A 25,623-nucleotide genomic window follows, 5' to 3' on the forward strand; every position below is an offset into this window, starting at 1 on the left:
ACCATTCCAAATTAAACAATTGTTTGATTTTTCGATTTTATTCTATTTTGCTTGAAATTATAAACAAAAAACTGCAGTAACAATTACTGCAGTTTTTTATAATTTAGTCTGAAATCACCACATTAGTTCCTTTTGTATGGGCATTCATCTGTGGTGCGTAATAATTCTGCATGGTGGTAATTCCGTTGGAGAATTTACCGGATGCATTGGCTACGACGTCATATTCAAATACATATTTTCCTTTCGGCATATACTGAATATAGAAATTGGTAGAAGCATCTTTGGTTGACTGATAGTAGCCCAGATTATTTTTCCACTGATATCCGGATAATACATCTACAGGTTCGAACCCTGCTGCACGCATATCTTTAATATGAATAAATTCCATGGCTCTGTCTGTATTCAGAATCATCCTTACGGTTACTTTATCTCCTACTTTCAGTGGGGTTTCTGTTGAAATTTTCTGAAGCTCTTCTCCGTTTACCGTTTTCACTTTTTTATACAGTTCTTTCGTTACAGAAATATAATTTTCAGAAGATTTAATTTTATCAAGATCTTCGTAATACTGCCAGAACAATCCTCCCTGCACAATTCCGGGACCAGGTTTTGTAACCGTTACGGTCGCTAAATTTTTATCTATAGCTTCCGGTTTCACGGTTGATTTTACATAACCAGTTGCCTGTGTCTGAGGAGCCAGTTCTTTTCCTCCCCAAACAATCGTTGCTTTATCACTTTCAGCCCCAGTCCATGATTTTCCTGAATTCAAAATGGTAAAGATCACCTCAGCTGTTCCTCTTGAGCTTCCCCATGAGTTGACTTCTTTTTGGGTTACCAGCCATATCTTCATATCTTCAATAAAAGATTGATCATTAGCTTTCAATTTGTTGAAAGCTTCCACTGCTCCGGCATGGTTAACTACTTTTGAACCAAACCATCCCCAATCATTCAGGTTTTGTTTCCAGTAGACTCCTTGTGTTTTGGTATCTGTGGAAGTTTCTTTAAGGTAAGTCATTAACTTATCTGACACCTCTTTCAGACCATAATCGTTCATTAATAATGCCGCACGGTGAAGCCCGAAGAATGTAAAGTCGGTGATTTTCGCTGTTTTTGCTTTTTGTTTCACCAATATTTTTAAGGTAGCACCTTTTCCTTTTAAAGGATATTGCTGCTCCCAATAGTTTCTGGTATCAAGATAATCGATCGCCCAGTTGTTCCAGACATTGTCTTTTTTCACATCATAATATTTGGCAACTTCATTGTCTACATACTGAATCAATTTTGCTACAAGAACTTTCTGATCAGCACTTTGATAGTCTTTCACGTTATCTTTTAACCAGGAATTGATTTTTCCTAAGTTTTTAAGGATATACAATGATGTTCCGTAAGAACTTGGGTAGCCGGGATACCACGAGAAGCCACCATCAGGATTCTGTAGTTTTTTGAAATCATCCCAATCCTGATTGATAGAATTTTTCATCGTATTGACATCAAATAGCAACGCTAATTTCTGCATCTGCTCACCCTCATTTTTACTTTCCAATACCCAAGGAGTTTCTTCAAGCAGCAACTGTTTCAGCTCCTGATTTTTTTCAAGATTTGATTGTAATAGCCCTTTGTTCTGATATTCTTCAAAAACTGTTTTCATTTTCGGATTGGCTTTGAAAATTTCCGAAGCCAAAACATCTGCAAACCATTTATTAAAGATAACATCCGCAGAATTGTTCTGATCATTTTTCAGACTTGGAAGCGCAAACATGATCTCCCAGATCGGATTCGTTGTAAGTTCCAACGTATTGGAAACATTGGAAGCTGTTGTGGACGTATTATTTTTAAGATTGTCTAATACAAATGTTTTGGTTTCTCCTTCTTTCACAAAAACCGGAACAGCATCCGTCACAAGCATTCTGTTAGGTAATACGGCTACAGCCTGTTGTTCTCCGTCAGAATAGGCTCCTGCTTTCGCAACCACTTTTAAGATAATTGAGGATACATTGTCCGGAACTTTCAATTTCCATGTTAATGCACTGCTTCCGTTTTCATTCAGACTAAAGTTTTGTACTCCGGAAGTGACTCCAAATTTTGAAGAAATATTTTCATTGGTAAAGGCATCCAGAATCTGTAATTCGGCAGAACCATTCAGTTTTTTATCGGTAAGATTTGAAAGTTTCGACTGTAGATTCAGTTCATCACCTTCTCTTAAAAATCTTGGATAATTTGGCGTTACTGAGAATTCTTTCTGCGTTACCACTTCTTTTTCCAGGGTAGCTGCTCTTGCATCTTTGGTGTGGGCAAGGAACATCAGCTTCCATTTTGTCAGTGCTTCGGGAGAAGTGAACTCGAAGTTGACATTTCCTTCGGCATCGGTTTTCAGATCCGGATAGAAGAATGCGGTTTCGTTCAGGTTCTGACGGACAGGAGTTTTTTCAAGATCTTCTCCATCCGAATCTACACCTCCATTAGCATCCTGTGCTCTTACTCTTGCAGCTGAGGCTGTATCATACTGTTTATTAGATTTTTTTGCGTATCCAGTCACAACCACTTGTTCAATTGCAGCTTCTTTTGCAACGGCAGCAGGAGCCGGCATTACTGTATTGCTAACCTGTATTCCTGAAACTCTTCCTTTTAATCCATAGTGAGCAAAATCGCCATCAAACCAGTTAAACTGAGGAACAGTTACATATCTGTCTTCGAAATACCTCAATCTTTTCTGATAGTATTGCTGTTGCAGATAATTTCTTATTCCATAAGAAGTTACTATTATAAATGGAGTATATAATTTTCTCCAGCTGTAACTGTTTGCAGCAAACTGATCCAAAGACATATCATACATATTCGCTAATACCTCAGCATTGATCTTTTCCTTGTCATTTCCGGTAACTTTTACCGTCCATTTTTCTTTAACGTTAGGTTCAAGCTTATCTCTGAAGGTTACTGTTTCAATTTTCAAAGGTTTTTCTGTGTCTTTTATTTTTAGGGAAACAGATTGTGTATTCACATCATTAAATGCTACCAGCTGAAACTGAAGGTTAAGATCCGAAACACTTTTATCTTTAGGAATCTCAGCCGTGTATTCTAATATTCCCTTTTTCATCTGATGAACTTCAGAAACCGTTTTCCCGGATCCATCCTGCACAAAAACATTCACCAGTGCATCAGGAATTGCCGAGAACACATATACTTTAGCTTTTTCACCTCTTGGCAATTCTTCTTTCGGAGCAATCACTGTAAGGAAAGTTTTTTGAGTGGGTTTTAAAGCTGTTTTATCCCAGACACTGAAATACTGTGAAGTTTTGATCGTATCTTTTCCTTCAATATTGAAAAGTTCAAGTTCATAATCCCCTGCTTCCAGTTTTCCTAAATCAAGACTTGCTGCTACCTGAGAATTATCAGCGGATGGCTGCTGCTGTCTTTCAATCAGTACTTTTTCAGTTTTCCAGTTTTTGATCTCATCGTTTTTATCAAAAAGATCATGTGGAAATTTGCTGATAAATTCTTCTTTTGAATATTTCGGAAGATTCTGAACATCAGATTTGAAATTATCTCTGAAGATCCTGTCCGGAGCAGTCAGCTCCGATAACTTAACCTGATAAGGTTTCTTTAGATTATGATCGTTATAATTTTTGGTTTCCACTTTTACTTTTACATTTTCGCCTGTAAAAGTATTGCTGATATTTTCAGCCTGAATGTAATGAGAAACGGAAGCCACTTTCAATTGGGTATCAGCCGTCTGTGTTTCTCCATTGATATCTGTAACAGATGCATTCACTGCATAGTTATCAATCTGTATTCCTTCCAACTTTTCATCTTTTTTAAGTTCTAAACGAATCGTAAACTCTCCTTTTTCATTGGTTTTTGCTTCGCCCAGAATCGAGTTTTCATTATCATCATTCTGCGGATACCAGCTGAAATATCTCCATCGGATATTCTGTTTTTTGATTTCATAATTCACTGTAGTATTGCTCAGCGGAACACCCGAGAACATCACAGCTTTACCTTTCAAATCAATAGTTTGGCCATACTTATACTCTTCTTTTACAGGATCAAAGGTCACTTCAAATTTTGGTCTTTTGTATTCTTCTACCCTGAAATTTTTATATCCTGCGCTTTCCCCTTCTATTCTCAGATAAAAATTACCATTCAGTTTTCCTTTTGGAAGGATGAAGCTTCCGTGATAAGAACCGAATTCATTGGTGGTAAATTCCTGGGAAGAAACCTCTTCACTATTGGTATTCAATAAAGTGATTTTTTGCTTTAATCCTGAAAGAACAGCTTCAACCTCTTTATTCATTCTGATATTCACCACCTTAAAATAAACAGTCTGTCCGGGACGGTAGATTCCTCTGTCAATAAAGATCTGGGCAGTTGAACGGGTTTGTTTGTTAGGATTGTAATCTTCAACCGATCCTCTGTTTCCGTACACCTGCATGATCTGGAAATCATTGGTTTTAGGTTGTTGAATCAGGAATGTTCTGTAATATTCTTTGCTGTCTGTGGAAGGAAACTTGAATACTCCGTTGGCATTGGTTGTTCCCTCAATTTTAGTTAGAGTCTTATTGGAAACAAATTCATAAAACCGAAGCCCTTCATTGGCTAAAGGCTTACCATTCTCACTATTAACCAATTTCAGCTCGTCGGAAAGAGGATTTCTGTCTGTTTTGGACTGATAAATAATTCTGTTTCCGGAAACCAGAAAATATAAATTCTGTCTGGAGTCTGTATCTTTCATATCTGCTCCCGCCACCGTAAATTCTGCTACATATATTCCTGAAGGAAGAGGTTTTACTTCAAGTGAAGTGGTATGATTCTGATAATCTTTAGGATCCGAAAGCTGTAATGTTTCTTTTCTTACCAGATTCTTTTTCAGATCTCCGAAAGTATTGGAATAAGAATTCTGAACGTATTGAAGGAGTGATGTAAAATCATCCTTTACTTCATAAATATTCAGGGTAAATTCTGATACATTCTTATACTGCGCAACAAAATGAACCGGCAGATTATTCTGGGTCTGGGATTCATATTTTAAAGTCAGATAAGGATTGACAATCTGGGCTTCTTTACTTTTAATATTCTCCAGGAAAACAGATTTCGGATATTCATTTTTAGCCTGTGCAGCTAATGCAAGAGCTTCTTTAGGCTTCTTACCCACAAGCTCATCCATGATGTCTCCCATGATAACCACTTTATAATCTCCCTCTACATTGGATTTCAAAAGATTCTGAAGCTGCTGAAGTTTATCCTTGCAATGATTGAAATTACAGTTTTCCGTTATCTTTTCTTTCATGAAATACAACTTTGGATTTCCCGTATTCTGTTCGATCAGTTCATCATACATTGCATTGATTGCTGTACGGTTGGCGGCCAGCTCATTTTTGGTAAAAATGTTATTTTCAGATAGAAACGTTATTTTTTTAACGGCATACCAATCCGCCAATGTCGGAAAATAGGCAAAGTCTCCTGTCTCTGAAAAGATATTTTTATACTTTTCCAACGAGATCTTTCTCATTTGAGGCTTTTCCTGATCAAGCTCCTGAAAATGTTTAGTCAGGTAATTTTTAAAATCAAGCTTACTCCATGTCTCAATCTGCGAAACATCCTGAGAGTTGATGTTGGTTCTTCCGTTTATTTTCCATGAATTCTGTTGATAATAATCCATAAAAAAGCCATTCAGCAGAACTTTGTACACCAGTTTACCTTCTCCGTTTATTTTTCCTTCTGCCTCTTTAAGTTTTTTAAAAAACTGAGAAGCAGCATCATTCTGGTCATCGTCAACAGTCTGGTTTACAATACTGAATTCCGCTTTCAGAGAACGGATCAGCTCAAAGGCATTATTTTCTTTCATGGCTTGTTTTTGTATGTCTAAAATAATAGGAAGATTAGATTTATAAGCTCCTTTTGAACTGTTTTCAGCCACTTTTTTCCATTGGGTATCGTAATATTTCTGTGCGGATACCGTTGAAAAGCTCAGCATTACAAGCAAAAGCAGAAAAATCTTGGAAAATCTTTTCATATATATTAATTTTGATAAATGAACATCTTAAAAATACTGAAAAAAACCGTTATAGACAGCCAGCTTTATGTCTCTCTTATGGGAACTCTTTTTGCAGTATTTTTCATGAAAGAGCAAAACACATTCCGTTTCCCTACCTTTGCACTTATTTTTATTACTTATTTCAGTGGTTATCTGTATACTAAATACCAATATACCAGGCACTTTTTAAAAATACTTATTCTCAATGCAGCAGCAGGAATTGTCTGTGCTTTTTTAATCATTCATAACCACAATGAAATAAGACTGCTGAAGTGGTTTATCATTGTCATACTGGGATTGCTTTACAATAGTTTTTTTCTTGATGTTTATATCCGGAAAATCCCTTTACTGAAAGTTTTTTACGTAGGATTAGTATGGGCATTGGTTAATTGCTGGCTTACCCTTCCTGAATTTAGTATTCCTATTTTCCTGATCAGCTTTTTCTTTATCACCGCACTTGTTCTTCCTTTTGATATCCGCGATATGAACAGCGATACCGTAAAAACCTTTCCTATGCTGATTGGGGTACAAAATACCAAGTACATTGCTTATGGACTTGTTTTCATCAGCAGTATCATTTCTGTTTTTTATCTTGATTTGGAATATGCGCTTGCTTTTTTTATGGCCAGTATCATAACTTATATTCTTATCTATTTCTCTGAAAATAAAAGAGATGACGCTTATTATTCGTTCGGGGTGGAAACTTGTTCGGCACTTCCCTTTTTATTTTTACTAATAATGAAGTATTTTTGACGAATGATTATCAAGAAGCTTTCCCTCTACAATTTCAAAAACCACTCTGAGAAAAAATTTGAATTCTCTCCGCAAATCAACTGTTTTGTGGGCAATAACGGCGTGGGGAAAACTAATATTCTGGATGCTTTGCATTATTTATCCGTAGGAAAAAGCTTTTTAGGAAATACGGATCTTAACAATATTAAGCAAGAGGAAGACTTTTTTACCATTGATGCGGAAATTCAGAATGACGACAGCGAAGATATCATCAGAATCACCCAGCCTAAGGAAGCTAAAAAGGTCATCAAAAAAAATGATAAAAACTACGACAGGCTTGCGGATCATATCGGTTATCTTCCAAGTGTTATGATCTCGCCTTATGATTCTAATCTCATTTCCGATTCCGGGGAAAGCAGACGAAAGTTTCTGGATGCAATGATCTCTCAGACGGATTCTGAATATCTTTTTGATCTTATTCAGTATCAGAAGACCATTCAGCAGCGAAATGCGTTACTGAAATATTTTGCCAAAAACAGAACCTGGGACAAAGATTCTCTGGAAATCTATGATGATCCGATCATTAGGTCCGGTACAAAAATTTTTAGGAAAAGAAAAGAATTTGTAGAACAGCTCAATCCAATTGTTCAGAATTTCTACCAGATTATTTCAGGTGGAAAGGAAACGGTATCAGTAATTTATGAATCTCATTTGCTGGAAGATTCTTTTGAAAATCTTTTAAAAGAAAGCCTTGAGAGAGACCGAATGCTTACTTACACGTCAAAAGGAATTCATAAAGATGATCTTCTTTTTGAAATGGATGATGTTTTAATTAAAAAAATCGGATCTCAGGGACAGCAGAAATCGTTCCTGATCTCTTTAAAGCTGGCCCAGATGAGTCTTGTAAAGGAGCTCACCAAAAAGACTCCTATCCTGTTGCTTGATGATATTTTCGATAAGCTTGATGACACCAGAGTTTCGCAATTGATTGAACTTGTCAACAAGGAAAGTTTCGGACAGATTTTCATTACAGATACTCACAGAGAGCGTACGGAAAGTGTGGTAAAGAAAATTAATGAGGAAAGTATCATTTTTGAGGTTTAGTAAGAGGTTCGGGATGCGAGTTACGAGGTATTAAATGCAGGTAAATATGTGTGGACGTAGATATGAAGTAAAAGACTAATATTCTTTATCATCAAACCGTTTTTTGTCTTAACTTAATATCCTAAAACACAAATGATATGAGTTATAGAAATCTGGATATTTATAAAATAGCTTTCGACTTATTTTTAAAAACCCATAAAGCCTCCCTGCTTCTGCCCAAATATAAACTGTTTGAATTAGGCAGCAAATTAAGAAGATCTCCAGATTCAGTCATTACTAATATTGTTGAAGGCTATGGTAGATCAACTTATAGGAATGACAACATTCGCTTCCTGATTTACAGCCATGCGAGTAATGATGAAACAATTAACCATCTGGAAAAAATCATGATATTATATCCTAATTTTTCCTTAGAATTTGAGACATTAAGAAATGAATACAACACATTAGGCGGAAAAATCAACATTTATAAAAAATGGGTCATAGAAAATTGGAATAAAAATAATCTACAGTAAAAAATAAACCCCGCAACCCAAAACCCCGAATCACCCCATCCCGAAACCCGAAACCCGAAACCCAACTATGAAGAAGAAAAAACGTGAATATCAATCCTCCGAACTGGTAAAATCTTTTGCCAGGATTTATGGTTTTGAACATAAACTTGTTGCTTTTGACATCAAGGATTTCCTTGAAGAGTATCTTGATGAAAGTCTTTTCAAAGAAATCAGAAGTGTCAATATAGAAAAGGAATGTATTATCATTAAAATTGATTCTCCTTTACTGAAACATGATTTTACGATGCGTAAAAGCTTTTATCTTAAAAAGTTCCAGGACAAATTTGGGGCAGATAAATTTAAAGATTTACAGATTTTATAGTTTTTTTGATATCGTTTTACAATATCATTCAATATTATTGATATATTTATCATACAAAAAAATTAATCTCATGAAAAAATCAATTGCATCAAAAAAACTAACAAGAAAAACTTTAAGAACAATACAAGGAGGTGGTGTTGGTGAGATCTGCTGTGCCGTAAGCTGTGCCAATGAAAACGAATGTGTTTATTGGACAACCTTGCCTACAAAATGCCCATTACTTCCTATTTGTCTTTAATAGCTATAACAATAGAAAAATGCTACCCTCGGGTAGCATTTTTTGTTTGTATTAATGTTCTTCTGATTTATTGGAAATGGTACTGCTCATCAGATCATCTGCCTTTTTATCCAGTCCTGATCGTAATGGCAGGAAGAATTTCAGCGGATGTTTTGTAAAATATCTGAAAATCTCTTTATAGATTTCACTTACCTGTCCAAAGTTCATTTTTCTTGATCTGAAGGCCAGAAACATGGATAAACTAAAACTTACCAGGAAGTTGAAGAATCCGATTAAAAAGACGGTAAAAAAGGATATCCAGAATGTATAGGAATCTACTGAAAAATCTTTTCCGTACAGTCCTAATGCAAAGTTTCCGGCGGCAAAGGTAATGTGTCTGATATCCAGATCCAGCCCGAAAAACATTCCGACAGGCGCAGTCGCTCCAAGGAAAACTCCAAACCAGAAATTGGAAATAATTCCCGGCCAGTTTTTAGCATAATATTTTGAAAGTCCTTTTGCGAATTTCTTTCCGAAAAAGCTTCTGATCGAAAGGTTTTTGGCAATTCTTTCCGGGATCTGATAAAATACCGAGTTGTTCCCTATATTTCCCGAAATAATTCCGGAAATAAAGAGATAAAATCCGGCAATACTTGCGTGCAGGATGGCTTTTGATTTAAAAGGATCGAGGTCTTTTAACAATTTATCAGAACGTTCAACGGCAAGATTTTGTGAGAAAAAGACATCCAGCCCATAAATAATGGCAAGCGCCACCGGAAAAGCAAGCAACACATTCCCTACAAAGGCAATGAACTGACTTCTGAATAATTTAGATACCAAATGGGCAAATTCTGTATTATTTCTTTGGGCATTCCCTTCTTCGGATAATACTTTTGTCATCGTTGCGGCAGTCATGGCCGGCTGTTTTGTAGCAAGTGTAAAGCCCATCAGATAAATCATCACGAATCCCATTGCATAGTTCATGGAGTACAGGAAAGCGTGTGAAAAATCACTTCCTGGAATATATCCATACAGCATTTTCAGAACACAGAGCGCTCCTACAATTATTCCACCGCCGCTTGCCTTGTAGAACATGGTCATATACTCTTTCCGGTTAGAAGTTATATAGTGAGTTCCGGCTTCTGCAGTATGGTTGGTAATAAGATGGGAGATCAGCCTTGTACTGTCGTTGATAAGATCTGAAATGTTATTTTTATGAGATTTATAGCTCAGGATATTAAAGATCAGCTGTTTTGATTTGATCTGAACATCTTCCTCGGAATCAATAATCAGTAATTGTACGATCTCATAAATTCTTTCTGTCTGCTGGCGGATTTTTAACAGAGATTGATTAATTTTCCCAGAAATACCATATTTAGCGGAATTTTTAAAAGCAATATTCACAAACTCCTGGCACTGTTCTGCATAGATTTTTATCTGCTTATATCTGCTGTCTTTTGAATGCAGCTGTACTTCCGGATCTTTCACGAGATCATCCGCCAATGCCTCCAGCTCATTCTGTAGAGCCAGAAACGGATTGTCTAAATTTCTGTATTGAGGTGCCATTCTCACCACTTCCACTTCCATTGCCATTCCGGTTACCCTCCAGGAAAGAATGTTCATGGAGAATATAAGTTCTTTTTTCACATTAGGACGGATAATAAAATCCGATGCTCCTAATAAATGTAAAAATTCATTGATCTCGTTTTCAGGAAGATTATGGAGATATTTCAAATCCTTTTTCGGCCACATACTGACATTATCGATCATGTACCAAACCGTATTTTCGTTTTCAACGGGTGGCAGAACCTTGTTCAGTATTCTTTTTTTAAGCTCAGGTAAAAAGGCATTTTCTGAAAGAATATTCGCTTCTGTCAGGGAAAGGTTGAAAGGTCTTCCTCTAAAAATATTATGAATGTAATATTTAAAGTTCTGAGCAAAATCAGGATTGCTTCTGAAAAAATTAAGCACATCTGTAAAGTCCGCCTCTTTTATGGTCTCCAGAAACTCCGCAAAGGGTTCTAAAGAAAGAGTTTCGTTCTTAAAAGAAAAATATTTTTTAAGAACTGACTCAAAATTTGTGCTGGAATTAAAGAATTTCATTAGTACAAAGATACTATTTCAAACTCACATTCCTCATCTGTCTCATAATCCAATTATGTTTCTTTCTCAGATATGGGGATGGATTTTTAGGATCATACTTCTTTGGATTAGGCAATACAGCAGCAATCCACGCTGCATCTGAGACACTTAAATCTTTGGATGATTTGCCAAAATAATATTGTGCCGCAGCTTCCACTCCAAATACTCCCTGCCCCATTTCTATGGAATTCAGGTATCTTTCAAGGATAATATCTTTAGTCCATACTTTTTCGATGATGAAAGTATAAATGGCTTCCAGCCCTTTTCTAACCCAGCTTCTGCCCTGCCATAGAAACACATTCTTTGCCGTCTGCTGGGAAATGGTGCTTCCACCTCTTATCTTTTTGCCTTTCTCATTGTATTTCATCGCCTTTTCAATGGCTGTATAATCGAAACCGTCATGAACAAAAAATTTCTGGTCTTCTGAGGCAATTACGGCTTTTTTCACATTGTTTCCCATTTCGTCATAGGAAATATAATCCCTGTGCAGTTTTCCATATTCAAAAAGTCCTCCTATCTGGGTAAGAGTGATGGGAGGATTAAAAAATCTACCCCAGATGATAAAAACTACATTCAGAACAAGAATGATGAAGATAAGCTGTTTAATTTTTTTCCACATAACTTGATAAAAAGGAAAGGCAAAAATAAGCAAATAGTACGAGTTACTGCAATTCTTTCATATAAGTAAGCTGATAATCCGGTAAAAGTTCCGGATGGAAGATCTTAATATAATCTTTAAGGATCAGATCTGCCCTTACCACACCGCTTTCAAAAAAATCATTGGCTTTCAGTTTTTCTTTTCCGGCAATGGTATATATTTTCCCTTTATTGAATACATCCAGTTTCCCATAGAAAGGATTCATGCCAAGCATTTCTTTTTTCGAAGCATGGCTGCCTGCATTTACCCAGTACTGAACACCACCGGCTTTGGCATATACTTCTTCAAAGCTCATTGTCAATGCTTTTTCGTCTTTATTATCTTTCATGATATAATTCGCATGGGCATCTGAAATATAATGAGCCACGGAAGTATTTCCTCCCGGAAGATACCAGACATCTCCATACATCTCATTGGCGAGTACAACAGGTTTTTCTTTTGCTTTTGACGCAAGCTGCTTCAGATCGCTGTAGTTTTTCTCCACTTCCTGATATTTGGTTGCCGCTTCTTTCTCTTTTCCTAAAAATTCTCCGAAAATCTTGATGTAAGCCGTTTTTTCCAAAGGTTTCTGTTCCATATATTCATCCAGAAATATGACCTGGATACCGTTATTCTTTAAAAGTTCATAGGTATTATCAAAACTTGCAATATGATTGGTAAAAATAGCATCCGGCTTCATAGAGATGATCTTTTCCACATCATACTTTTGTTCGCTTCCTACATTCTGAATTTTTCCTTCGTTAATCAGATTCTGAATTTTTTCTGAATAAATATACTCCGGACTGGAAACTCCTATGATTAAATTTTCCGCTCCAAGCTCCGAAATATATCCGGCCATACTTGCATTCAGCAGGATTATTTTTTTGAATGGAGTTTGATTTTGCTTAAAATTATAAGTGAAATTTCCCGATTTTAGCTCCAGGATACCATTATGTTCCTTAAATTGGGTGCGGTTTGAGATATTTGTCCAATCTGAGGACGAAATTTTTGATTCTCTTTTACAGGCAATTAGCGAGAAGACCGTAAATAAAAGTAAAATTTTCTGTTTCATGTTTCAAAGAACGGAAAAAAGTGGTATATTTGCAACCGTTAAACAACAAGATAACAAAAGGCCTCGTGGCGCAACTGAATAGCGCATCTGATTACGGCTCAGAAGGTTACAGGTTTGAATCCTGTCGAGGTCACAAAAAAAGACAAATGGCGCCAACTGTTTTCAGTTGGCGCCATTTTTATGTGTATTTTGTATCTCTTCGCACGGCTGTGGAAAATCCGGGATTGTCTGTTTTATACTTGGCAAATTTCAGTTTTAACTAAGGAATACCTCATTTTATTTCCATTATTGTTGAAACTTTAGATCTTCAAATTGCTTATCGGCAGGGAGAATATGTTCTACCTTTTCAATTAACAATTCTTCCGGTACATCAATTTCTGCCTTCTGTCTGATATCCGACGATGAAGCACCTACCAGAATTTTATACCTCCCGGCTTCAGCTACCCAGGCGGATTTATCCGTTTCAAACGAAGCTAAATCTTTCTTGTTTAAAGTTAAAATAACAGTCTGTGATTCCCGGGATTTAATTCTTTTGTCTTTGCATAGGCTTTTAATTCAGATCTTGGTTTATCAATTGTCTTTCCAGGCGCAGAAAGATACAGTTCAAGACTTCTTTTCCTGGTACTTTTCCTTTGTTTTTAATAGTGACACTTACTTCTAAATGATCATTAAAAGTCTTAGAATTTGTTTTAATATTTGAATATTCGAAATCGGTGTATGACTTTCCATACCCGAATTCAAGCGAAGGTGTTATCCCAAAAGTATTAAAATAACGGTAACCTACGTTAATACCCTTTTTATAAGTTACATCTGTGGGATTATCCGATGGTTCTCCCGGAAAGTTCTTTGCTGATGCGTGGTCTGAATAATTTACAGGGAAAGTCATTGTCAGTTTCCGGAAGGATTTACTTTTCCGGAAATTACATCTGCCACAAAATGTCCTCCTTCCTGGCCAGGCTGCCAGGCCAATAAAACAGTATCCACTTCCGCTGCCAGATTAAAATCATTGTCCACTACTCTGTCTCCTCGTTCCCCGGAGTTCCTTCCTAGTGTTACAAAAGCAATTTCAGAAGTTTCGGCTTTTTTAGTAATGAAAGCATCATCTATTTTAATTTCAGAAAGTCGTTCCGGCAATGCTAAAATTCCCCGGGCTTTTCTTCTTTCTTTTTCTGCCTCCGCTTCTTTTTCAGCGGGGGGTTATACAATTCTACCAGCTCCTTATCCAATTTGTACCCTGCAGTATTCAGGCCTTCCAAAAGTGAAACCGTATGTCTGTTGTTGACGCTGCCACTTCCTGTACCTCCTGTAATCCAGGCATAAGAGGTTACCCCAAAATAAAGAAACTTCTTTCTGTTTATCGCCAAATGGTAAGGTATTATCTGCATTTTTAAGCAAAACCATTCCTTCCGCAGCAGCGCTTCTGGTTACTTCAGCATGTGTCTTCAGATAATCAAGAAAATTATGAAAAGGCTCTTCAGGATGGAGTAAACAGCTGGTAACGGCTGAAAAATCAATGAAAAATTATCTTTTAATTATATCTGTTTATGCTGAAGTATAAAAGTTTTGATAATTGATTTCTAAATCTGATGAACTATTGGGCATTCCCTGCCATTCTTTTTAAAATTACTGTTCTCAGCCGGTTTTCATTTTCATCAGCCCAATATCCTAATGCAGAAATTACAGGAATTAAAGTCTTACCAAAATCGGTAAGGGAATATTCAACTTTTGGCGGAACCTGGGCATAAATTTTCTTTGTAACAAGTTCGTGCTCTTCAAGTTCTTTTAACTGGATATTTAAAACGCGTCTCGAAGCATCCGGAATTTTACGCTGTAATTCACTTGGGCGCAGATGACCTTCATTGATAAACCACAGCAGACGGATTTTCCATTTACCGTAAAGGACTTCACCGATAAGGTCAAGACCACAGTTTAAATTCAAGGGTATTTTTCTTTCATGCATACACAAATTTAATCCAATGTGCCAAATTGCACAATAGGGGAAAAAATTATCCCTATGCAATTCGGTTTTCCGTTATTGCCTGAAAAAGTGATACTTCGGAAATTTGTATCAAAGAATTTAACAATGGAAAATCTATTTAATTACAACAACGAACTTCAAGGTAAAATTGCCTTAGTAACAGGCGGAACAAAAGGAACCGGCAAAGCAATCGCAGAAAGACTGCTGCAAGCTGGTGCAACAGTTATAATAACTGCGAGAAACGCGCCTGAAAAAGAAAACAGCAACCTGCATTTCATTCCTGCCGATTTGAGTAAAGCAGAAGGAACCCAACAAGTCATCAGCGAAGTGCTGTCGGCTTATGGGAGACTGGACATTCTTGTGAACAACCTGGGTTCTTCATCAACACCCGCTGGTGGATTTGCAGCATTAAACGATGAAGATTGGGAATCAACCTTACAAGCTAATTTGCTTGCTCCGGTTCGTTTAGACAGAGGGTTTTTACCGCAAATGATAGAACGAAAAAATGGTGTAATTATTCACATCGCTTCCATCCAGGGTAAATTACCCCTTTATGATTCAACTTTACCCTATGCGGCTGCAAAAGCAGGACTGAGAAACTATAGTAAAAGTTTATCGAACGAAGTTACCCCGAAAGGTGTTCGGGTATTGGCTGTTTCACCAGGGTGGATCAATACAACAGCTTCGGAAGCCTGGCTGGGTGAAATTGCGAGAAACGCAAACAGTACTATAGAAGAAGCGCAAAACAGCGTTATGGATGCATTGGGCGGAATACCTTTCGGAAGGCCTGCCGAACCGAAAGAAGTAGCTGAATTAGTTGGTTTTCTTGTTTCACCAAAAGCCAGTTATTTAACCGGAACTGAATTTATAATCGATGGCGGTACAGTGCCAACCATTTAATCATCTTAAAATACCATACTATGAATTTACCAAACATTATTTCAGAATTGGTGAAAGCCCAAAACGAATTTAACAGTGCAGCCTATGCAAATTGTTTTGCTGAAAATGCAGAGGTATTTGATGAAGGCAAAACCCATAACGGAAAAGCAGAAATTGAAAGCTGGATTGACAAAGCCAACAAAGATTACAAAGCCAGTATGAAACCATTAGATTATAACGAAAGTGAAAACATCTTGTCGGCGGAAGCTTCGGGAACATTTCCGGGCAGCCCAATTGTTTTAAAATATCATTTTCAATTGTCTGACGGACTCATTCAATCTCTGAAAATAACGGGTTAATATTTCAATAAACCTGAATGTACTGGATTATATTTCAAAGTACTACATCTTAATGATTTACAGATTATTACCGTATTTCAGAATCCCTTTGAAGCGTAAGCACAGCTTTCATTAAAATCTACTTTTGACCGTTTCGTTTACAGTTGATATACTCTAATTTCGATGTAGGTAACTCAATTATTATTTTCTTCCCTATATTTATTGTTTATTCAATCAAAATCAAATGAATTTAGACTTTGAAACATTTAAAAAAGACATCAATTGGTTTATCAGGCCAAATGATCTTGTTACATTGTATGATACAGAATCAGTTCTGAATCTTTCCGATAATTTTACATCAACATTCCCTAAATTATCTCAACTTATTCAAAAGGCCAGAAAACTGGAATTTAGTGTAAACAATAATCCCTACCGATTGTTCTCATGGACCAATAAGTACAATAAAAGCTGTGGATGGTTAACCAAAATTGAGTTAGAAGATACGGATAATATTGTGTTAGCAAAAGAACATGAATTATTACTTAAAGAGATAGGCGGGATTTCAGAATCTTATCATCAGCCCGAACCGGCCCTGACTAATAATCAGGACTATTTATTCTTAAAATCTGCCTGCATGACGGGAATCGGCGAATGGGAAGAATATTATGAAAATCTTTGTGAAGAAGAACACAAACAACCGATACAATATAATGACTTCATTTGCTTTGCCCTGGAAGCTAATGGCAATATGACAATGTATGAAAAGAATTCAGGGAAGGTACTTTTATTTGCACATGATCATTGGTTTGAGAATGTTGATCCCCTTGAAGATCAGCCTGAATACACTTTTTACACAATACAAGATGTTGACAATTTTGTAGATTATGTTGAAAAGATGGCTGAGGAATGGTCAGAGGCTGTATTATAATGTAATTGAGACTGTTCTGCATTTTAAAACTTAAACAGGAAATGATTAGAACTGCAACAGCAGCCTTATACAATATCAAAATTGTAAACAAAAAATCCCGGATAAACCGGGATTTTAATTTGTAATTCAAATTATTTTATCTCTACAGGAACGGAGATTTTATCCCAATCCATTGTAAATCCATTACTGTTTATTTTATAAACTAAAGCTTCCTGTGTTGCTGGTAAAGCCTTTGTTTTTACATCAACACGTAAAGCATCTTTAGATTGTTCGTATTTATAAGCACCCCATTGTTTTGGTTCTTTGTTAAAAATGGCTGTCCAGGTTCCGCTTTGTTTAGGGATTAAGAAAAAGCTGTATTTTCCTGCAGGCAGTTTTTTACCCTGAACGGTAATGTCTTTATCCGTTTCGAAAGTAGTTGCTTCATTAGCTCCCGCCCGCCAAACTTTATCATAAGCTTCCAGACCGCCCCAGATTGTACGCCCTTTCACAGAAGGGCTGCTATAGTTTATTGTAATGTTGGCATCTTTAATTTTTCCCGTAGCCGTAGCCGGAGGGCTGGCAGGTTTTTTAGCTTCCTGTGCAAAGGCATTCATTGAGATCGTCATCGTAGCAACAAGTACAGTTGCAGATTTAAGAATCGTTTTCATAATATTTTTATTTGTTTGTTTTTAATATTGTTCGTTTACGAATTTACTGTTTTCTGCTTATAAAACAGCAAACCGATTGCAGAAAATATAATGACTGCTGCTGCCCCGATTACATTAAGCCAGAGGAAAGAAACGATATCGAACTGATACACGGCAATAACTGTAATTTCCGATACAATGGCAGCAATAAATACATTCGGACCGTTGATCTTTTTATAGTAAAATGCAACAAGGAAAATCCCCAATATAGGTCCGTAGAAAAGAGAACCTAATACGTTAACCGCTTCAATAAGTGAACCCATCTGAGTGGCAAACATAGCTACACCAATTGAAAAAATACCCCAGGCTAAGGTGTGCAGGCGGCTGTACTTCAATTCGGTTTTATCATCAGGAATTTCTTTGCTGTATAGTAAATGAACATCTTTTAATGAGCAGGCGGCAAGGGAATTCAGTGCTGCCGAAATGGACCCCCAGCTGGCCAGAAAAATGACGGCAAAAAGCAACCCGATCATTCCTGCAGGCAGTGTATTTTTCACGAAATACAGGAAAATATAATTCGTGTCCGTTTTCTCTGCATTATAGTTTGAATTATTAATAGCTTCCTCTACCCTTCCATGCAATGCTTTTACTTGCGATTGCGTATCTTTAAAATCCTGAATCGTTTTGGCAAGCTGAGGAGAATTTTGTTCTTTCAGCTTTAAAATTTCTTTCGATTCTGCATTAAATTTTAGTTGTAAATCCTGATGCTCTTTTTCAAAAACTGCTGCCTGCTCAGGTTGTCTTTCCTTTAAATACTGATAAGAGCGTTCGTTAAAATAAATCGGAGCCGGTTTCAGAGAAAAGAATGCGAAAAGCAGAGCACCAATCAGGAGAATAGCAAACTGCATCGGAATTTTAACCAGTCCGTTCAACAGCAAGCCCATTTTTGCATTGGTATTGTCTTTCGCAGTGATATACCTTCCAACCTGACTCTGGTCTGTCCCGAAATAAGAAAGCGCCAGAAAAAAACCACCGATTATTCCACTCCAGATATTGTATTTATCTTTCCAGTCGAATTCTGTGGTGATGACATTGAGTTTCCCGGATTTCCCCGCCAGATACAGCGCATCATTAAAACCAATTCCATCCGGCATATTCTGAATAAGGAGATACCCTGCAAAAGCCATGGTTCCCAGAATAATAAGAAACTGTAATTTCTGGGTATGAGCAATAGCTTTTGCCCCGCCAACGTAGGTATAAATCAACAAAATGCCACCTGTTAAAACATTGGTTAAATAAATATTCCAGTTTAAAACACTTGACAAGATGATACTCGGAGCATAAATGCTGATCCCCGTTGACAAGCCTCTGGAAAAAAGGAAAAGCAATGAAGTGAGTACCCTTGTTTTTTTATCAAAACGGTTTTCTAAATATTCGTAGGCGGTGTAAACATTTAAGCGCTGAAATATCGGGATGAAAGTAATACAGATCACAATCATCGCCAAAGGCAAACCAAAATAATACTGCACAAAGCGCATTCCATCTGTATACGCCTGTCCCGGTGCTGAAAGAAATGTAATAGCACTCGCCTGGGTGGCCATAATGCCGATCAGCACAATATACCAGGGCATTTTATTATCTGCTTTCAGGTAGGATTCGTTGCTTTTCTGGCCACGGCCGATGAATACGCCGTAAACCACCACTGCAACAAGTGTAATAACGAGAACGGTCCAATCTATAGTACTCATGCCCAAAATTTAGTAAACCAATAATAAAATGCAATCTGCAAGATTAATGCAGCTGTTAATAACAGATACCAGGTATTCCAATTTTTAAGTTTTTTGTTCATTAGTTTTTCTGTGCAGATAAAAAGTTTAAAAATAAACGTGCTGCTCCGGCATTTCCTGCAGGCAGCTGTCTGAAAAATGCCAATGGCGTATAAATAAAATTACCTTTCCCGTACTTCGCGTATAAAGTTGAACCCTGAAGAGGCTCTTCATCTGCATCGTGCATTTCAAAAAGCGGTTCATACGCTGCATCCCATTGAGCGGGGAAATAGGCACCGCGCTCCTGTACCCAGCCCTTAAAGTCATCCGCAGTGATTTTATTCGGAAAGTTCAGTAGTTTATGACTGGGATTTAAAAACTTTACCGCAGCATTTTCTTCCGTAACCCGTTTATTGGCAATACTGAAATTGTACATTCCCAATTGATCAACGGTGGTATCCTGGTTGGTGTTATACTGCATCACCAGATTGCCACCAGCCTTTGCATAAGACCATAAAAAAGGCATCCAGCGCCCCAGCTTTTTCTCCGTATTGTTGGCACGGACACCAAGCACGATGGCATCATATTGCGACAGCTTGTTTTGACTGCCGTTTCCACCGGATTCATCTAAGTTACCATAAAAATCTCCGTCTTTCAGGATATCTACCTGAACACCTGCAATGCGCAGAAACTCAGGAATAAAATCACCCGCACCTTGTATATAACCTACTTTTTTCACTTTCGCTTGAATATCGCCTTTCATCACCGTCACAGTGGCAGGCTCAAAGTATTGTAAGGAAGGTAAATGCGGATACTGAATTAACACTTGTTTTTTATGATAAGTGACTCCATCTGCAACATAATTGGCACCCAGTTGCAAACGGTTTGAGCTTATGGAAGCAAGCTTAGCTTTTGGAATAACGTAATCGAAAGTGAAATCTTTCTCTTTTACAGCTCTTACATCAGTGCTTCCTAATCGTTCTCCGTTATACACCAGGTTTAGAATACCTTTATTGAACGGTTTGTTGGAATTAACCTTAAAATTTAAACTTACATGCAGGTCTTCATTTTCTTTGACCAGATAAAGCGGCTGTGTAAATTTCAGCTCCACAGCAGGAACAATACGCAAGGCTTCCACCACATCACCACGCACAGGGTCCAATTTCTTGAAAGATAAAGGAAGTTTAACCTGAAACTTTTCCGAACCGATTTTTAAACCGACCAAAACATTCAATGGTGATTCTGCCTCAGGCAGACCAACTAAAGTTTCATCCGGAACAGCGAAAGTTGCTGCGTTCACAGGTGGTTTTGCCAGCCAGTAAGGTTCTGTAAGTGCTGCATCTGCAGGAATCTGAATATCATGCTGAATGGTAATTAAAGAATCTTTTGACAGTTCCCTGTTGAAGCTTTCTGATTGGCTTAACCATTTAACGTCTTCTAAAACGACAGGATTTACAGTTCTTGAAATCAGATTTAACCTGAAATTATAATGATCTCCGGCAACTGCTTCAGCCTGATTGGTAACCACCTCACCCATAAACCCGGCACAGCTTAAAATAATGTTGTCAAGAGATTTAATTTTATCCTTTTTCTGTTCCGAATCCCGCAGCGCCATGACCTTTTTTCTTAATGCAAGCAAAGCAGGCAGGCTCTGATCGGGGTTATTGAAATTGAAAGCAGAAATAATCTGATCTAATGACTGGTCAATATCAGCATTTCCCTGTGAAGTCCATGTTTTAGTAACTCCGTCAAAAAGGCTTGCTTTTGCAGGCTCGCCGGCAACGTGGGCAAAATATTCTGTTCTGATGCCGGCTACAGACTGTGTTCCTGCACCCTGGCTTTTATGTAAACTTCTGCTTAATCCTGCCAGTTCTCCATAGCCCATTCCCAGTTGAGCGTCATATTGCCCGACGGTAACTTTCAGTTGATTTTCAGCTGTAGTATTGACTCCGCCAAACCGGAAGGTATTCCACAATACGCGTTTTGGCTGCCATATATTCACATATTTCAGCTGATCCGGGAAAGCATTTTTATCTCCTGCCAGCTTAAAAGCTTTTTCCGCAACTACCGCCGAAGCCGCATGCTGTCCATGGCCAGCTGCTGCCGTAGGAGGAAAACGGCAAATGATAACATCAGGCCGGAATTGGCGGATTACCCAAACCACATCCGCTGTAATGCTGTCTGCATCCCATTGTTTAAAAGTATCGGTTGTATTTTTAGAAAATCCGAAATCAATAGCGCGGGTAAAAAACTGTTGGGCACCGTCTAACTTTCTTGCTTCCAAAAGCTCATGTGTTCTGATCAACCCCAATGCAGCACCCTGTTCCGTGCCTAATAAATTCTGACCGCCATCACCTCTGGTTAAAGATAAATACCCCGTTTCTACATTTTGACCATTGATTAACCAGGAAAGCAATCCTGTATTTTCATCATCGGGATGCGCCGCAAGATATAAAACTTTAGGCAGGTTTTTAAGGGTTTTGATTTCGCGGTAAATTTCAGATGATTTTGAAGGCCGGACCTGCTGGGCCGAACAAAAAACAGTATAAAATCCAAGGATAAATACAGTGCTTACTTTTTTGAACATTTGAATTTGCTTTGCAGGCAAATATAAGTAAATCATCCTTTTTTCAACATTAAAAGAATCAGGCTGTGAATTTTACAGAAAGGTTTTTCAAAATTAGCCACAAAGTCGCAAAAGTTTTTATTGCTTAAAAACCTTTAGTATACTTCTATACACAACGTAGATAGCCTAGCTTAAAAAGCTTTTGTAGCTTTTATTGCTCGTAAAAAACAAAAATTAAACGGTTAAAAAAATGAAATTTTTATCTTAAAAAACATATCATAATGAAACTGAATATTACCAATTAGTTAATTTTTATCAATCACAAAGGTTTTTTTTTCATTTTTCACAAAAAAAAGAATTATATTTGGTACACACAAAATAACACCCTCATATGAAAACAAAATTTACAAACCTCACTGCTATTCTTATTTCAGGAGTTTTCTTCGCCCAAGTAGGGATTAATACCGCCTCACCTAAAACAACATTGGATGTATCTGCTACAAGAGATACTTCGGGGCTGATTACGAATAACTCACAAACATTCGGATTACAGGCCCCAAGACTCACCAGAGCTGAGCTTACAGCCAATACCGCTACCTATGGTATCAATCAGACCGGCGCATTGATTTATATTACGGACGTCACCGGCGGAGATGCCACAGGACAACGTATCAATGTTACTGCTATGGGCTATTATTATTTTGACGGAACAGTATGGCAAAGACTGACACAGGCAACCAATGCCGTAGCTCCGGCGATTTCTGCATTACAATGTACTACAGCTTACTTAAGTCCTTCTAATTATACTCCCGGTACTCCTTACACCGGAAACCTGAGAGTTACTTATAACGGAGGAAACGGCGGAGCATATAATTCAGGAACTCCTTTTACGATCAACGGATTAACTTTCCAGCTAAGACCGGGAACTTTAGAGTTTGGTGATGGCGAACTGGTATTCTCAGTAAGCGGAACTCCCACCACCGCTAATGACATGACTATTCCGATGACCAGCAGTACGGTTTCTTTCCTAACAGCAGCGCAAAACTGTACCGCTACAGTGGGAAATAGCAGCCGTGCAGACATTACTCCTGTTGCTGTGATGGGATATCCCACCCTAACAACCGATCCCAACGGGAAACAAGCCTATACTTTTCCTCTTGCTACCCCGGATGGTAAGTATTCTATCAGAGTAATATTTGACACCACCAGTGGTACAACCGCTGCAGTTCCAAATGTACAGTTATTTAATAATACAGGGGCTACCGTGAATCTGTATTGGAATTATAACACCGAATATGGCGGTTATATTGGAGCAGCTCAAACTACCAACAATATTACTTCAGGAGTATGGGGCGGTATGGGAGATGCAACAGCTACCTGGTTTCCTCAAGGGACCGGAGCAGTAGGAAGCGCTTACTGGGGGAACGTAGGGATTATAGATGGTTCCAGTGGCGGACCTGAGCATAGAAGATATACCTGGATAGACAGCAACGCTTCTTCAAAAACTGCTTATACCGCAACCATTATGGCAGGAGCCCCCACCTCAGGGAGTGCCCAACCCAACCTTTCTAAAATTTACATAAAGATAGAGCAAGTAAAAGCTCAATAATATAATGCCCCTGAAAAAGGGGCATTTTTTATTTTTAATGGGTTTCAGCTATCTTTTTTTCTCTCCTTCTCTGAAGAATAAGGTGTGCAGCATCCAGCATTTTCACCGTATGAATGTAGGGCATCACGATATTTCTTTCCGGCAGATTTTCATAGACGCCCATTGAAAAATAGACGATTCCGGACATAAAATAATCAAATTCTTTGAGGGTGTAGGCACTGAATGCTTTTTTGAAAACCAGCAGAGGATTCCGGTATTCCTTCTCCGAAAGCAGACCAAGAACCCACGGGGAAATTTTTTCCGATTGTGTATCGACCGTCCATTTTCTGTCCTTCAGCATCATGAGATAGCCCGCCCGGACCAATGACCTCATCGACTGATGAAACTGGAAGATCACCGCCGGATCTTCATGGATCCAGCTATTTCTCTTTACCGCATAATTCATAATGTTGCTGAGCCTTTCTTTGGAAACATCCAGCTCATTGAACTGAAAGAAAGTTTCTATCAGCTGCAAGCCGGAGTTCTTCTTTTCTGTCCGAAACCGGGAATCTAAGTTTGTTCTGCTTTTTTTCATTGTTTGTGTTTTTTAGTGTTGAAATTTTTCTTAACCATTAAGGGCTTTTAAGGGGTGAAGAATCGTTAAGGAATAGCTGAAGCTATTTTTTAAGCGAACCGTTTTATCTTCTTCAATTTTTTTAATGGGTTATTTTTTTATAAATGTAAGAAAAGAAATTCAATTACGGTCGATCGACCGTAATTTTTTATTATTTAATTATTTCATTTGTTCCATGACAGATATAAACGAAAAAATTTGTTTATACATTACAAAGAAATGGTTGATACCTTGGCTTCAGGAAGGCAAGTCACAAAATTCTTTTGCCAAAAATCATGGTGTAGAAGAAAGCACCATTAGAAAAATTAAAAGTGAAGAAACTTACAGAATACCCGTTGAAACACTTTTTAAAATATGTGAAGCAAGAAAAATTAGTTTATCTGATTTCTTTAAACTTATAAATGAATAATCCTGACTTTCGTCAGGATTATTTGTTTTATGGAAAACCGTAATTAACATTAAAAAATTCTTTGTATTTTGAGCGAGAGAAAGTTTGGTAAACTTGTTACTTATAATTTATCATAATACGTCTCATTACTAATGATGTTATTTATACCATGGAAAACTAAAAAATATGGAAATTATTACACTTACTGCAATGGCATTATCCTTAGCATCTCCATTTATTAATAAAATTGGTGAAGGAACTGCAAGAAAGATTGGAGAAGACATTTGGAACCTTATGAAAAAGCCATTCTCCAAAAAAGGAAAAAATATCGAAAAACTAAATGAGGATGAGATAAGTTCTCAGTTGAAACAAATTTTATCTGAAGATCCCAATTTCAAAAAAGAACTGGAGGACTTTATTATTAATGCTCAATCTCAACTTTCCACGGTTAGTCAAAATATTCAAAATAATGGAAGTATCGAAAAGCAAGTTAATATTGGAAATAATATTGGAAATATTCATTTATAATAATGCAGGAAGTAGGCAACAATAAAAATAAAATCATTCAGCAGAACAATATTGGAAATGTACAAGGAGATGTTAGATTAGCTCCAAAAACTCGTTGGCAAAAAAAAATTGAAAAACTGCAAGAGGAGGTAAAAAATGATAGAAAATATGAAAGTTTTATAGAAGATTTCAATACCTACAATACTATTCAGGATGGCATTGGGCTAGAACAAAAACTAATTGATGCTGGCTTTTCAGAAAGGGAAATTCTAAGAGCAATGAGATTTAAAGAAAAATATACAAAACGTGTAGTAAAAGGTGAAATGTTTCAAGCGCAACAAGAAATTGATGTAGAAATATTTTCCATAATAGATAATAACTTTGAAACATATGTCTTCCAAAAAATAATAGATAATTGCAATAAAAATATTATTCTAGAATGTCTTATGGAAAAAATTGTCCAACCTATTCTTGACACTTTAAATAAAGAAGGAGAGTCCGATGATTTTTTAAACTATACAGCTAATGATATTTATGGTATGATTTATTTTTTGACAGGAAAATGTCATTTAAATTGGAAAGATTATGATTCTCTACAATAACGCTTTTGATTT

25 protein-coding genes and 1 tRNA gene are annotated in these 25,623 nt (G+C 37.2%); 13 read left to right on the forward strand and 13 right to left on the reverse strand.

Annotated features, from left to right (window positions below; genetic code table 11):
- Window positions 1-103 precede the first annotated feature (103 nt).
- Window positions 104-6,007 carry an alpha-2-macroglobulin family protein gene (locus tag LIV57_RS17885; RefSeq protein ID WP_227943694.1) on the reverse strand — a complete coding sequence of 1,968 codons (5,904 nt, stop codon included), beginning with the start codon at window positions 6,005-6,007 and terminating at the stop codon, window positions 104-106.
- Between the two features lie 18 nt (window positions 6,008-6,025).
- Here LIV57_RS17885 and LIV57_RS17890 point away from each other — a divergent pair, with 18 nt between their 5' ends.
- From LIV57_RS17890 to LIV57_RS17910, 5 genes are all read left to right on the forward strand, one after another.
- Complete coding sequence (locus LIV57_RS17890; protein WP_227943695.1) at window positions 6,026-6,781, forward strand: hypothetical protein; 756 nt, start codon at window positions 6,026-6,028, stop codon at window positions 6,779-6,781.
- Window positions 6,782-6,784: 3 nt separating this feature from the next.
- Entirely contained in the window at window positions 6,785-7,864 is a 1,080-nt protein-coding gene (gene recF, locus LIV57_RS17895; RefSeq protein ID WP_227943696.1) for a DNA replication/repair protein RecF, read from the forward strand.
- A 137-nt stretch (window positions 7,865-8,001) separates the two neighbouring features.
- Window positions 8,002-8,379 carry a four helix bundle protein gene (locus tag LIV57_RS17900; protein ID WP_227943697.1) on the forward strand — a complete coding sequence of 126 codons (378 nt, stop codon included), beginning with the start codon at window positions 8,002-8,004 and terminating at the stop codon, window positions 8,377-8,379.
- A 67-nt stretch (window positions 8,380-8,446) separates the two neighbouring features.
- On the forward strand, window positions 8,447-8,740 hold the full coding sequence (locus LIV57_RS17905; protein ID WP_227943698.1) for a hypothetical protein: 294 nt from the start codon (window positions 8,447-8,449) through the stop codon (window positions 8,738-8,740).
- Window positions 8,741-8,810: 70 nt separating this feature from the next.
- Window positions 8,811-8,978: a hypothetical protein gene (locus tag LIV57_RS17910; protein WP_227943699.1), complete on the forward strand. Its 168-nt coding sequence runs from the start codon at window positions 8,811-8,813 to the stop codon at window positions 8,976-8,978.
- A 51-nt stretch (window positions 8,979-9,029) separates the two neighbouring features.
- On the opposite strand, the gene LIV57_RS17915 is transcribed toward LIV57_RS17910, so the two are convergent.
- From LIV57_RS17915 to LIV57_RS17925, 3 genes are read right to left on the reverse strand one after another with little or no spacing between them, the layout of a single operon-like run.
- The gene (locus LIV57_RS17915) at window positions 9,030-11,060 is read right to left on the reverse strand and encodes a site-specific recombinase (RefSeq protein WP_227943700.1); all 2,031 of its coding nucleotides are present in this window, start codon (window positions 11,058-11,060) and stop codon (window positions 9,030-9,032) included.
- Window positions 11,061-11,073: 13 nt separating this feature from the next.
- Window positions 11,074-11,718, reverse strand: a complete 645-nt coding sequence (gene mtgA, locus LIV57_RS17920) for a monofunctional biosynthetic peptidoglycan transglycosylase (RefSeq protein WP_227943701.1) — start codon at window positions 11,716-11,718, stop codon at window positions 11,074-11,076.
- A gap of 43 nt (window positions 11,719-11,761) precedes the next feature.
- A complete protein-coding gene (locus tag LIV57_RS17925; protein WP_227943702.1) occupies window positions 11,762-12,808 on the reverse strand; it encodes an ABC transporter substrate-binding protein in 1,047 nt (348 codons plus the stop codon).
- A gap of 59 nt (window positions 12,809-12,867) precedes the next feature.
- On the opposite strand from LIV57_RS17925, the gene LIV57_RS17930 reads away from it, so the two are divergent.
- Window positions 12,868-12,941: transfer RNA gene (locus LIV57_RS17930), tRNA-Arg, on the forward strand.
- A gap of 152 nt (window positions 12,942-13,093) precedes the next feature.
- Here the strand turns inward: LIV57_RS17930 and LIV57_RS22995 are convergent.
- The 5 genes from LIV57_RS22995 to LIV57_RS17955 all read right to left on the reverse strand — a co-directional run bounded on the left by LIV57_RS22995 (window position 13,094) and on the right by LIV57_RS17955 (window position 14,768).
- Window positions 13,094-13,363: a fibronectin type III-like domain-contianing protein gene (locus LIV57_RS22995; RefSeq protein ID WP_410674057.1), complete on the reverse strand. Its 270-nt coding sequence runs from the start codon at window positions 13,361-13,363 to the stop codon at window positions 13,094-13,096.
- Entirely contained in the window at window positions 13,359-13,694 is a 336-nt protein-coding gene (locus LIV57_RS17940) for a hypothetical protein (RefSeq protein WP_227943703.1), read from the reverse strand. Before LIV57_RS17940 ends, LIV57_RS22995 begins: the two co-directional genes overlap by 5 nt.
- A 2-nt stretch (window positions 13,695-13,696) precedes the next feature.
- On the reverse strand, window positions 13,697-13,942 hold the full coding sequence (locus tag LIV57_RS17945) for a glycoside hydrolase family 3 C-terminal domain-containing protein (protein ID WP_227943704.1): 246 nt from the start codon (window positions 13,940-13,942) through the stop codon (window positions 13,697-13,699).
- 2 nt (window positions 13,943-13,944) lie between these two features.
- Window positions 13,945-14,193 (reverse strand): hypothetical protein, encoded by a 249-nt coding sequence (locus tag LIV57_RS17950; protein ID WP_227943705.1) that lies wholly within the window; start codon window positions 14,191-14,193, stop codon window positions 13,945-13,947.
- Between the two features lie 206 nt (window positions 14,194-14,399).
- On the reverse strand, window positions 14,400-14,768 hold the full coding sequence (locus LIV57_RS17955) for a winged helix-turn-helix transcriptional regulator (RefSeq protein ID WP_227943706.1): 369 nt from the start codon (window positions 14,766-14,768) through the stop codon (window positions 14,400-14,402).
- Window positions 14,769-14,822: 54 nt separating this feature from the next.
- Here LIV57_RS17955 and LIV57_RS17960 point away from each other — a divergent pair, with 54 nt between their 5' ends.
- From LIV57_RS17960 to LIV57_RS17970, 3 genes are all read left to right on the forward strand, one after another.
- Window positions 14,823-15,686: an SDR family oxidoreductase gene (locus tag LIV57_RS17960; protein ID WP_227943707.1), complete on the forward strand. Its 864-nt coding sequence runs from the start codon at window positions 14,823-14,825 to the stop codon at window positions 15,684-15,686.
- Between the two features lie 20 nt (window positions 15,687-15,706).
- Window positions 15,707-16,024, forward strand: a complete 318-nt coding sequence (locus LIV57_RS17965; RefSeq protein WP_227943708.1) for a nuclear transport factor 2 family protein — start codon at window positions 15,707-15,709, stop codon at window positions 16,022-16,024.
- Between the two features lie 223 nt (window positions 16,025-16,247).
- A complete protein-coding gene (locus LIV57_RS17970) occupies window positions 16,248-16,931 on the forward strand; it encodes a hypothetical protein (protein ID WP_227943709.1) in 684 nt (227 codons plus the stop codon).
- Window positions 16,932-17,062: 131 nt separating this feature from the next.
- Here the strand turns inward: LIV57_RS17970 and LIV57_RS17975 are convergent, their stop codons facing one another.
- The 3 genes from LIV57_RS17975 to LIV57_RS17985 form a co-directional block, all read right to left on the reverse strand.
- Window positions 17,063-17,581, reverse strand: coding sequence for a DUF2911 domain-containing protein (locus LIV57_RS17975; RefSeq protein WP_227943710.1), 519 nt, complete (start codon window positions 17,579-17,581; stop codon window positions 17,063-17,065).
- A 35-nt stretch (window positions 17,582-17,616) separates the two neighbouring features.
- On the reverse strand, window positions 17,617-19,308 hold the full coding sequence (locus LIV57_RS17980) for a sodium:solute symporter (RefSeq protein WP_227943711.1): 1,692 nt from the start codon (window positions 19,306-19,308) through the stop codon (window positions 17,617-17,619).
- 100 nt (window positions 19,309-19,408) lie between these two features.
- A complete protein-coding gene (locus tag LIV57_RS17985; RefSeq protein ID WP_227943712.1) occupies window positions 19,409-21,913 on the reverse strand; it encodes a PIG-L family deacetylase in 2,505 nt (834 codons plus the stop codon).
- A 370-nt stretch (window positions 21,914-22,283) separates the two neighbouring features.
- On the opposite strand from LIV57_RS17985, the gene LIV57_RS17990 reads away from it, so the two are divergent.
- Window positions 22,284-23,501: a DUF5412 domain-containing protein gene (locus tag LIV57_RS17990; protein WP_227943713.1), complete on the forward strand. Its 1,218-nt coding sequence runs from the start codon at window positions 22,284-22,286 to the stop codon at window positions 23,499-23,501.
- Window positions 23,502-23,535: 34 nt separating this feature from the next.
- Here the strand turns inward: LIV57_RS17990 and LIV57_RS17995 are convergent, their stop codons facing one another.
- Window positions 23,536-24,075 carry a hypothetical protein gene (locus LIV57_RS17995; RefSeq protein ID WP_227943714.1) on the reverse strand — a complete coding sequence of 180 codons (540 nt, stop codon included), beginning with the start codon at window positions 24,073-24,075 and terminating at the stop codon, window positions 23,536-23,538.
- A gap of 214 nt (window positions 24,076-24,289) precedes the next feature.
- On the opposite strand from LIV57_RS17995, the gene LIV57_RS18000 reads away from it, so the two are divergent.
- From LIV57_RS18000 to LIV57_RS18010, 3 genes are all read left to right on the forward strand, one after another.
- Window positions 24,290-24,523, forward strand: a complete 234-nt coding sequence (locus LIV57_RS18000; RefSeq protein WP_047486272.1) for a helix-turn-helix domain-containing protein — start codon at window positions 24,290-24,292, stop codon at window positions 24,521-24,523.
- A gap of 165 nt (window positions 24,524-24,688) precedes the next feature.
- Window positions 24,689-25,030, forward strand: coding sequence for a hypothetical protein (locus tag LIV57_RS18005; RefSeq protein ID WP_227943715.1), 342 nt, complete (start codon window positions 24,689-24,691; stop codon window positions 25,028-25,030).
- Window positions 25,031-25,032: 2 nt separating this feature from the next.
- Window positions 25,033-25,611, forward strand: a complete 579-nt coding sequence (locus LIV57_RS18010) for an ABC-three component system protein (RefSeq protein WP_227943716.1) — start codon at window positions 25,033-25,035, stop codon at window positions 25,609-25,611.
- Window positions 25,612-25,623 lie beyond the last annotated feature (12 nt).

Origin of the sequence: Chryseobacterium sp. X308 (genome assembly GCF_020733145.1) — a bacterium.
In the GTDB taxonomy this organism is placed as follows: Bacteria; Bacteroidota; Bacteroidia; order Flavobacteriales; family Weeksellaceae; genus Chryseobacterium; species Chryseobacterium cupriresistens.

Bases quoted from the DNA above. Each gene is read 5' to 3' on its own strand.
- LIV57_RS17885 (WP_227943694.1), bottom strand. From the start codon at position 6,007: ATGAAAAGATTTTCCAAGATTTTTCTGCTTTTGCTTGTAATGCTGAGC.
- LIV57_RS17890 (WP_227943695.1), top strand. From the start codon at position 6,026: ATGAACATCTTAAAAATACTGAAAAAAACCGTTATAGACAGCCAGCTT.
- recF (WP_227943696.1), top strand. From the start codon at position 6,785: ATGATTATCAAGAAGCTTTCCCTCTACAATTTCAAAAACCACTCTGAG.
- LIV57_RS17900 (WP_227943697.1), top strand. From the start codon at position 8,002: ATGAGTTATAGAAATCTGGATATTTATAAAATAGCTTTCGACTTATTT.
- LIV57_RS17905 (WP_227943698.1), top strand. From the start codon at position 8,447: ATGAAGAAGAAAAAACGTGAATATCAATCCTCCGAACTGGTAAAATCT.
- LIV57_RS17910 (WP_227943699.1), top strand. From the start codon at position 8,811: ATGAAAAAATCAATTGCATCAAAAAAACTAACAAGAAAAACTTTAAGA.
- LIV57_RS17915 (WP_227943700.1), bottom strand. From the start codon at position 11,060: ATGAAATTCTTTAATTCCAGCACAAATTTTGAGTCAGTTCTTAAAAAA.
- mtgA (WP_227943701.1), bottom strand. From the start codon at position 11,718: ATGTGGAAAAAAATTAAACAGCTTATCTTCATCATTCTTGTTCTGAAT.
- LIV57_RS17925 (WP_227943702.1), bottom strand. From the start codon at position 12,808: ATGAAACAGAAAATTTTACTTTTATTTACGGTCTTCTCGCTAATTGCC.
- LIV57_RS17940 (WP_227943703.1), bottom strand. From the start codon at position 13,694: ATGACTTTCCCTGTAAATTATTCAGACCACGCATCAGCAAAGAACTTT.
- LIV57_RS17950 (WP_227943705.1), bottom strand. From the start codon at position 14,193: ATGCAGATAATACCTTACCATTTGGCGATAAACAGAAAGAAGTTTCTT.
- LIV57_RS17955 (WP_227943706.1), bottom strand. From the start codon at position 14,768: ATGCATGAAAGAAAAATACCCTTGAATTTAAACTGTGGTCTTGACCTT.
- LIV57_RS17960 (WP_227943707.1), top strand. From the start codon at position 14,823: ATGCAATTCGGTTTTCCGTTATTGCCTGAAAAAGTGATACTTCGGAAA.
- LIV57_RS17965 (WP_227943708.1), top strand. From the start codon at position 15,707: ATGAATTTACCAAACATTATTTCAGAATTGGTGAAAGCCCAAAACGAA.
- LIV57_RS17970 (WP_227943709.1), top strand. From the start codon at position 16,248: ATGAATTTAGACTTTGAAACATTTAAAAAAGACATCAATTGGTTTATC.
- LIV57_RS17975 (WP_227943710.1), bottom strand. From the start codon at position 17,581: ATGAAAACGATTCTTAAATCTGCAACTGTACTTGTTGCTACGATGACG.
- LIV57_RS17980 (WP_227943711.1), bottom strand. From the start codon at position 19,308: ATGAGTACTATAGATTGGACCGTTCTCGTTATTACACTTGTTGCAGTG.
- LIV57_RS17985 (WP_227943712.1), bottom strand. From the start codon at position 21,913: ATGTTCAAAAAAGTAAGCACTGTATTTATCCTTGGATTTTATACTGTT.
- LIV57_RS17990 (WP_227943713.1), top strand. From the start codon at position 22,284: ATGAAAACAAAATTTACAAACCTCACTGCTATTCTTATTTCAGGAGTT.
- LIV57_RS17995 (WP_227943714.1), bottom strand. From the start codon at position 24,075: ATGAAAAAAAGCAGAACAAACTTAGATTCCCGGTTTCGGACAGAAAAG.
- LIV57_RS18000 (WP_047486272.1), top strand. From the start codon at position 24,290: ATGACAGATATAAACGAAAAAATTTGTTTATACATTACAAAGAAATGG.
- LIV57_RS18005 (WP_227943715.1), top strand. From the start codon at position 24,689: ATGGAAATTATTACACTTACTGCAATGGCATTATCCTTAGCATCTCCA.
- LIV57_RS18010 (WP_227943716.1), top strand. From the start codon at position 25,033: ATGCAGGAAGTAGGCAACAATAAAAATAAAATCATTCAGCAGAACAAT.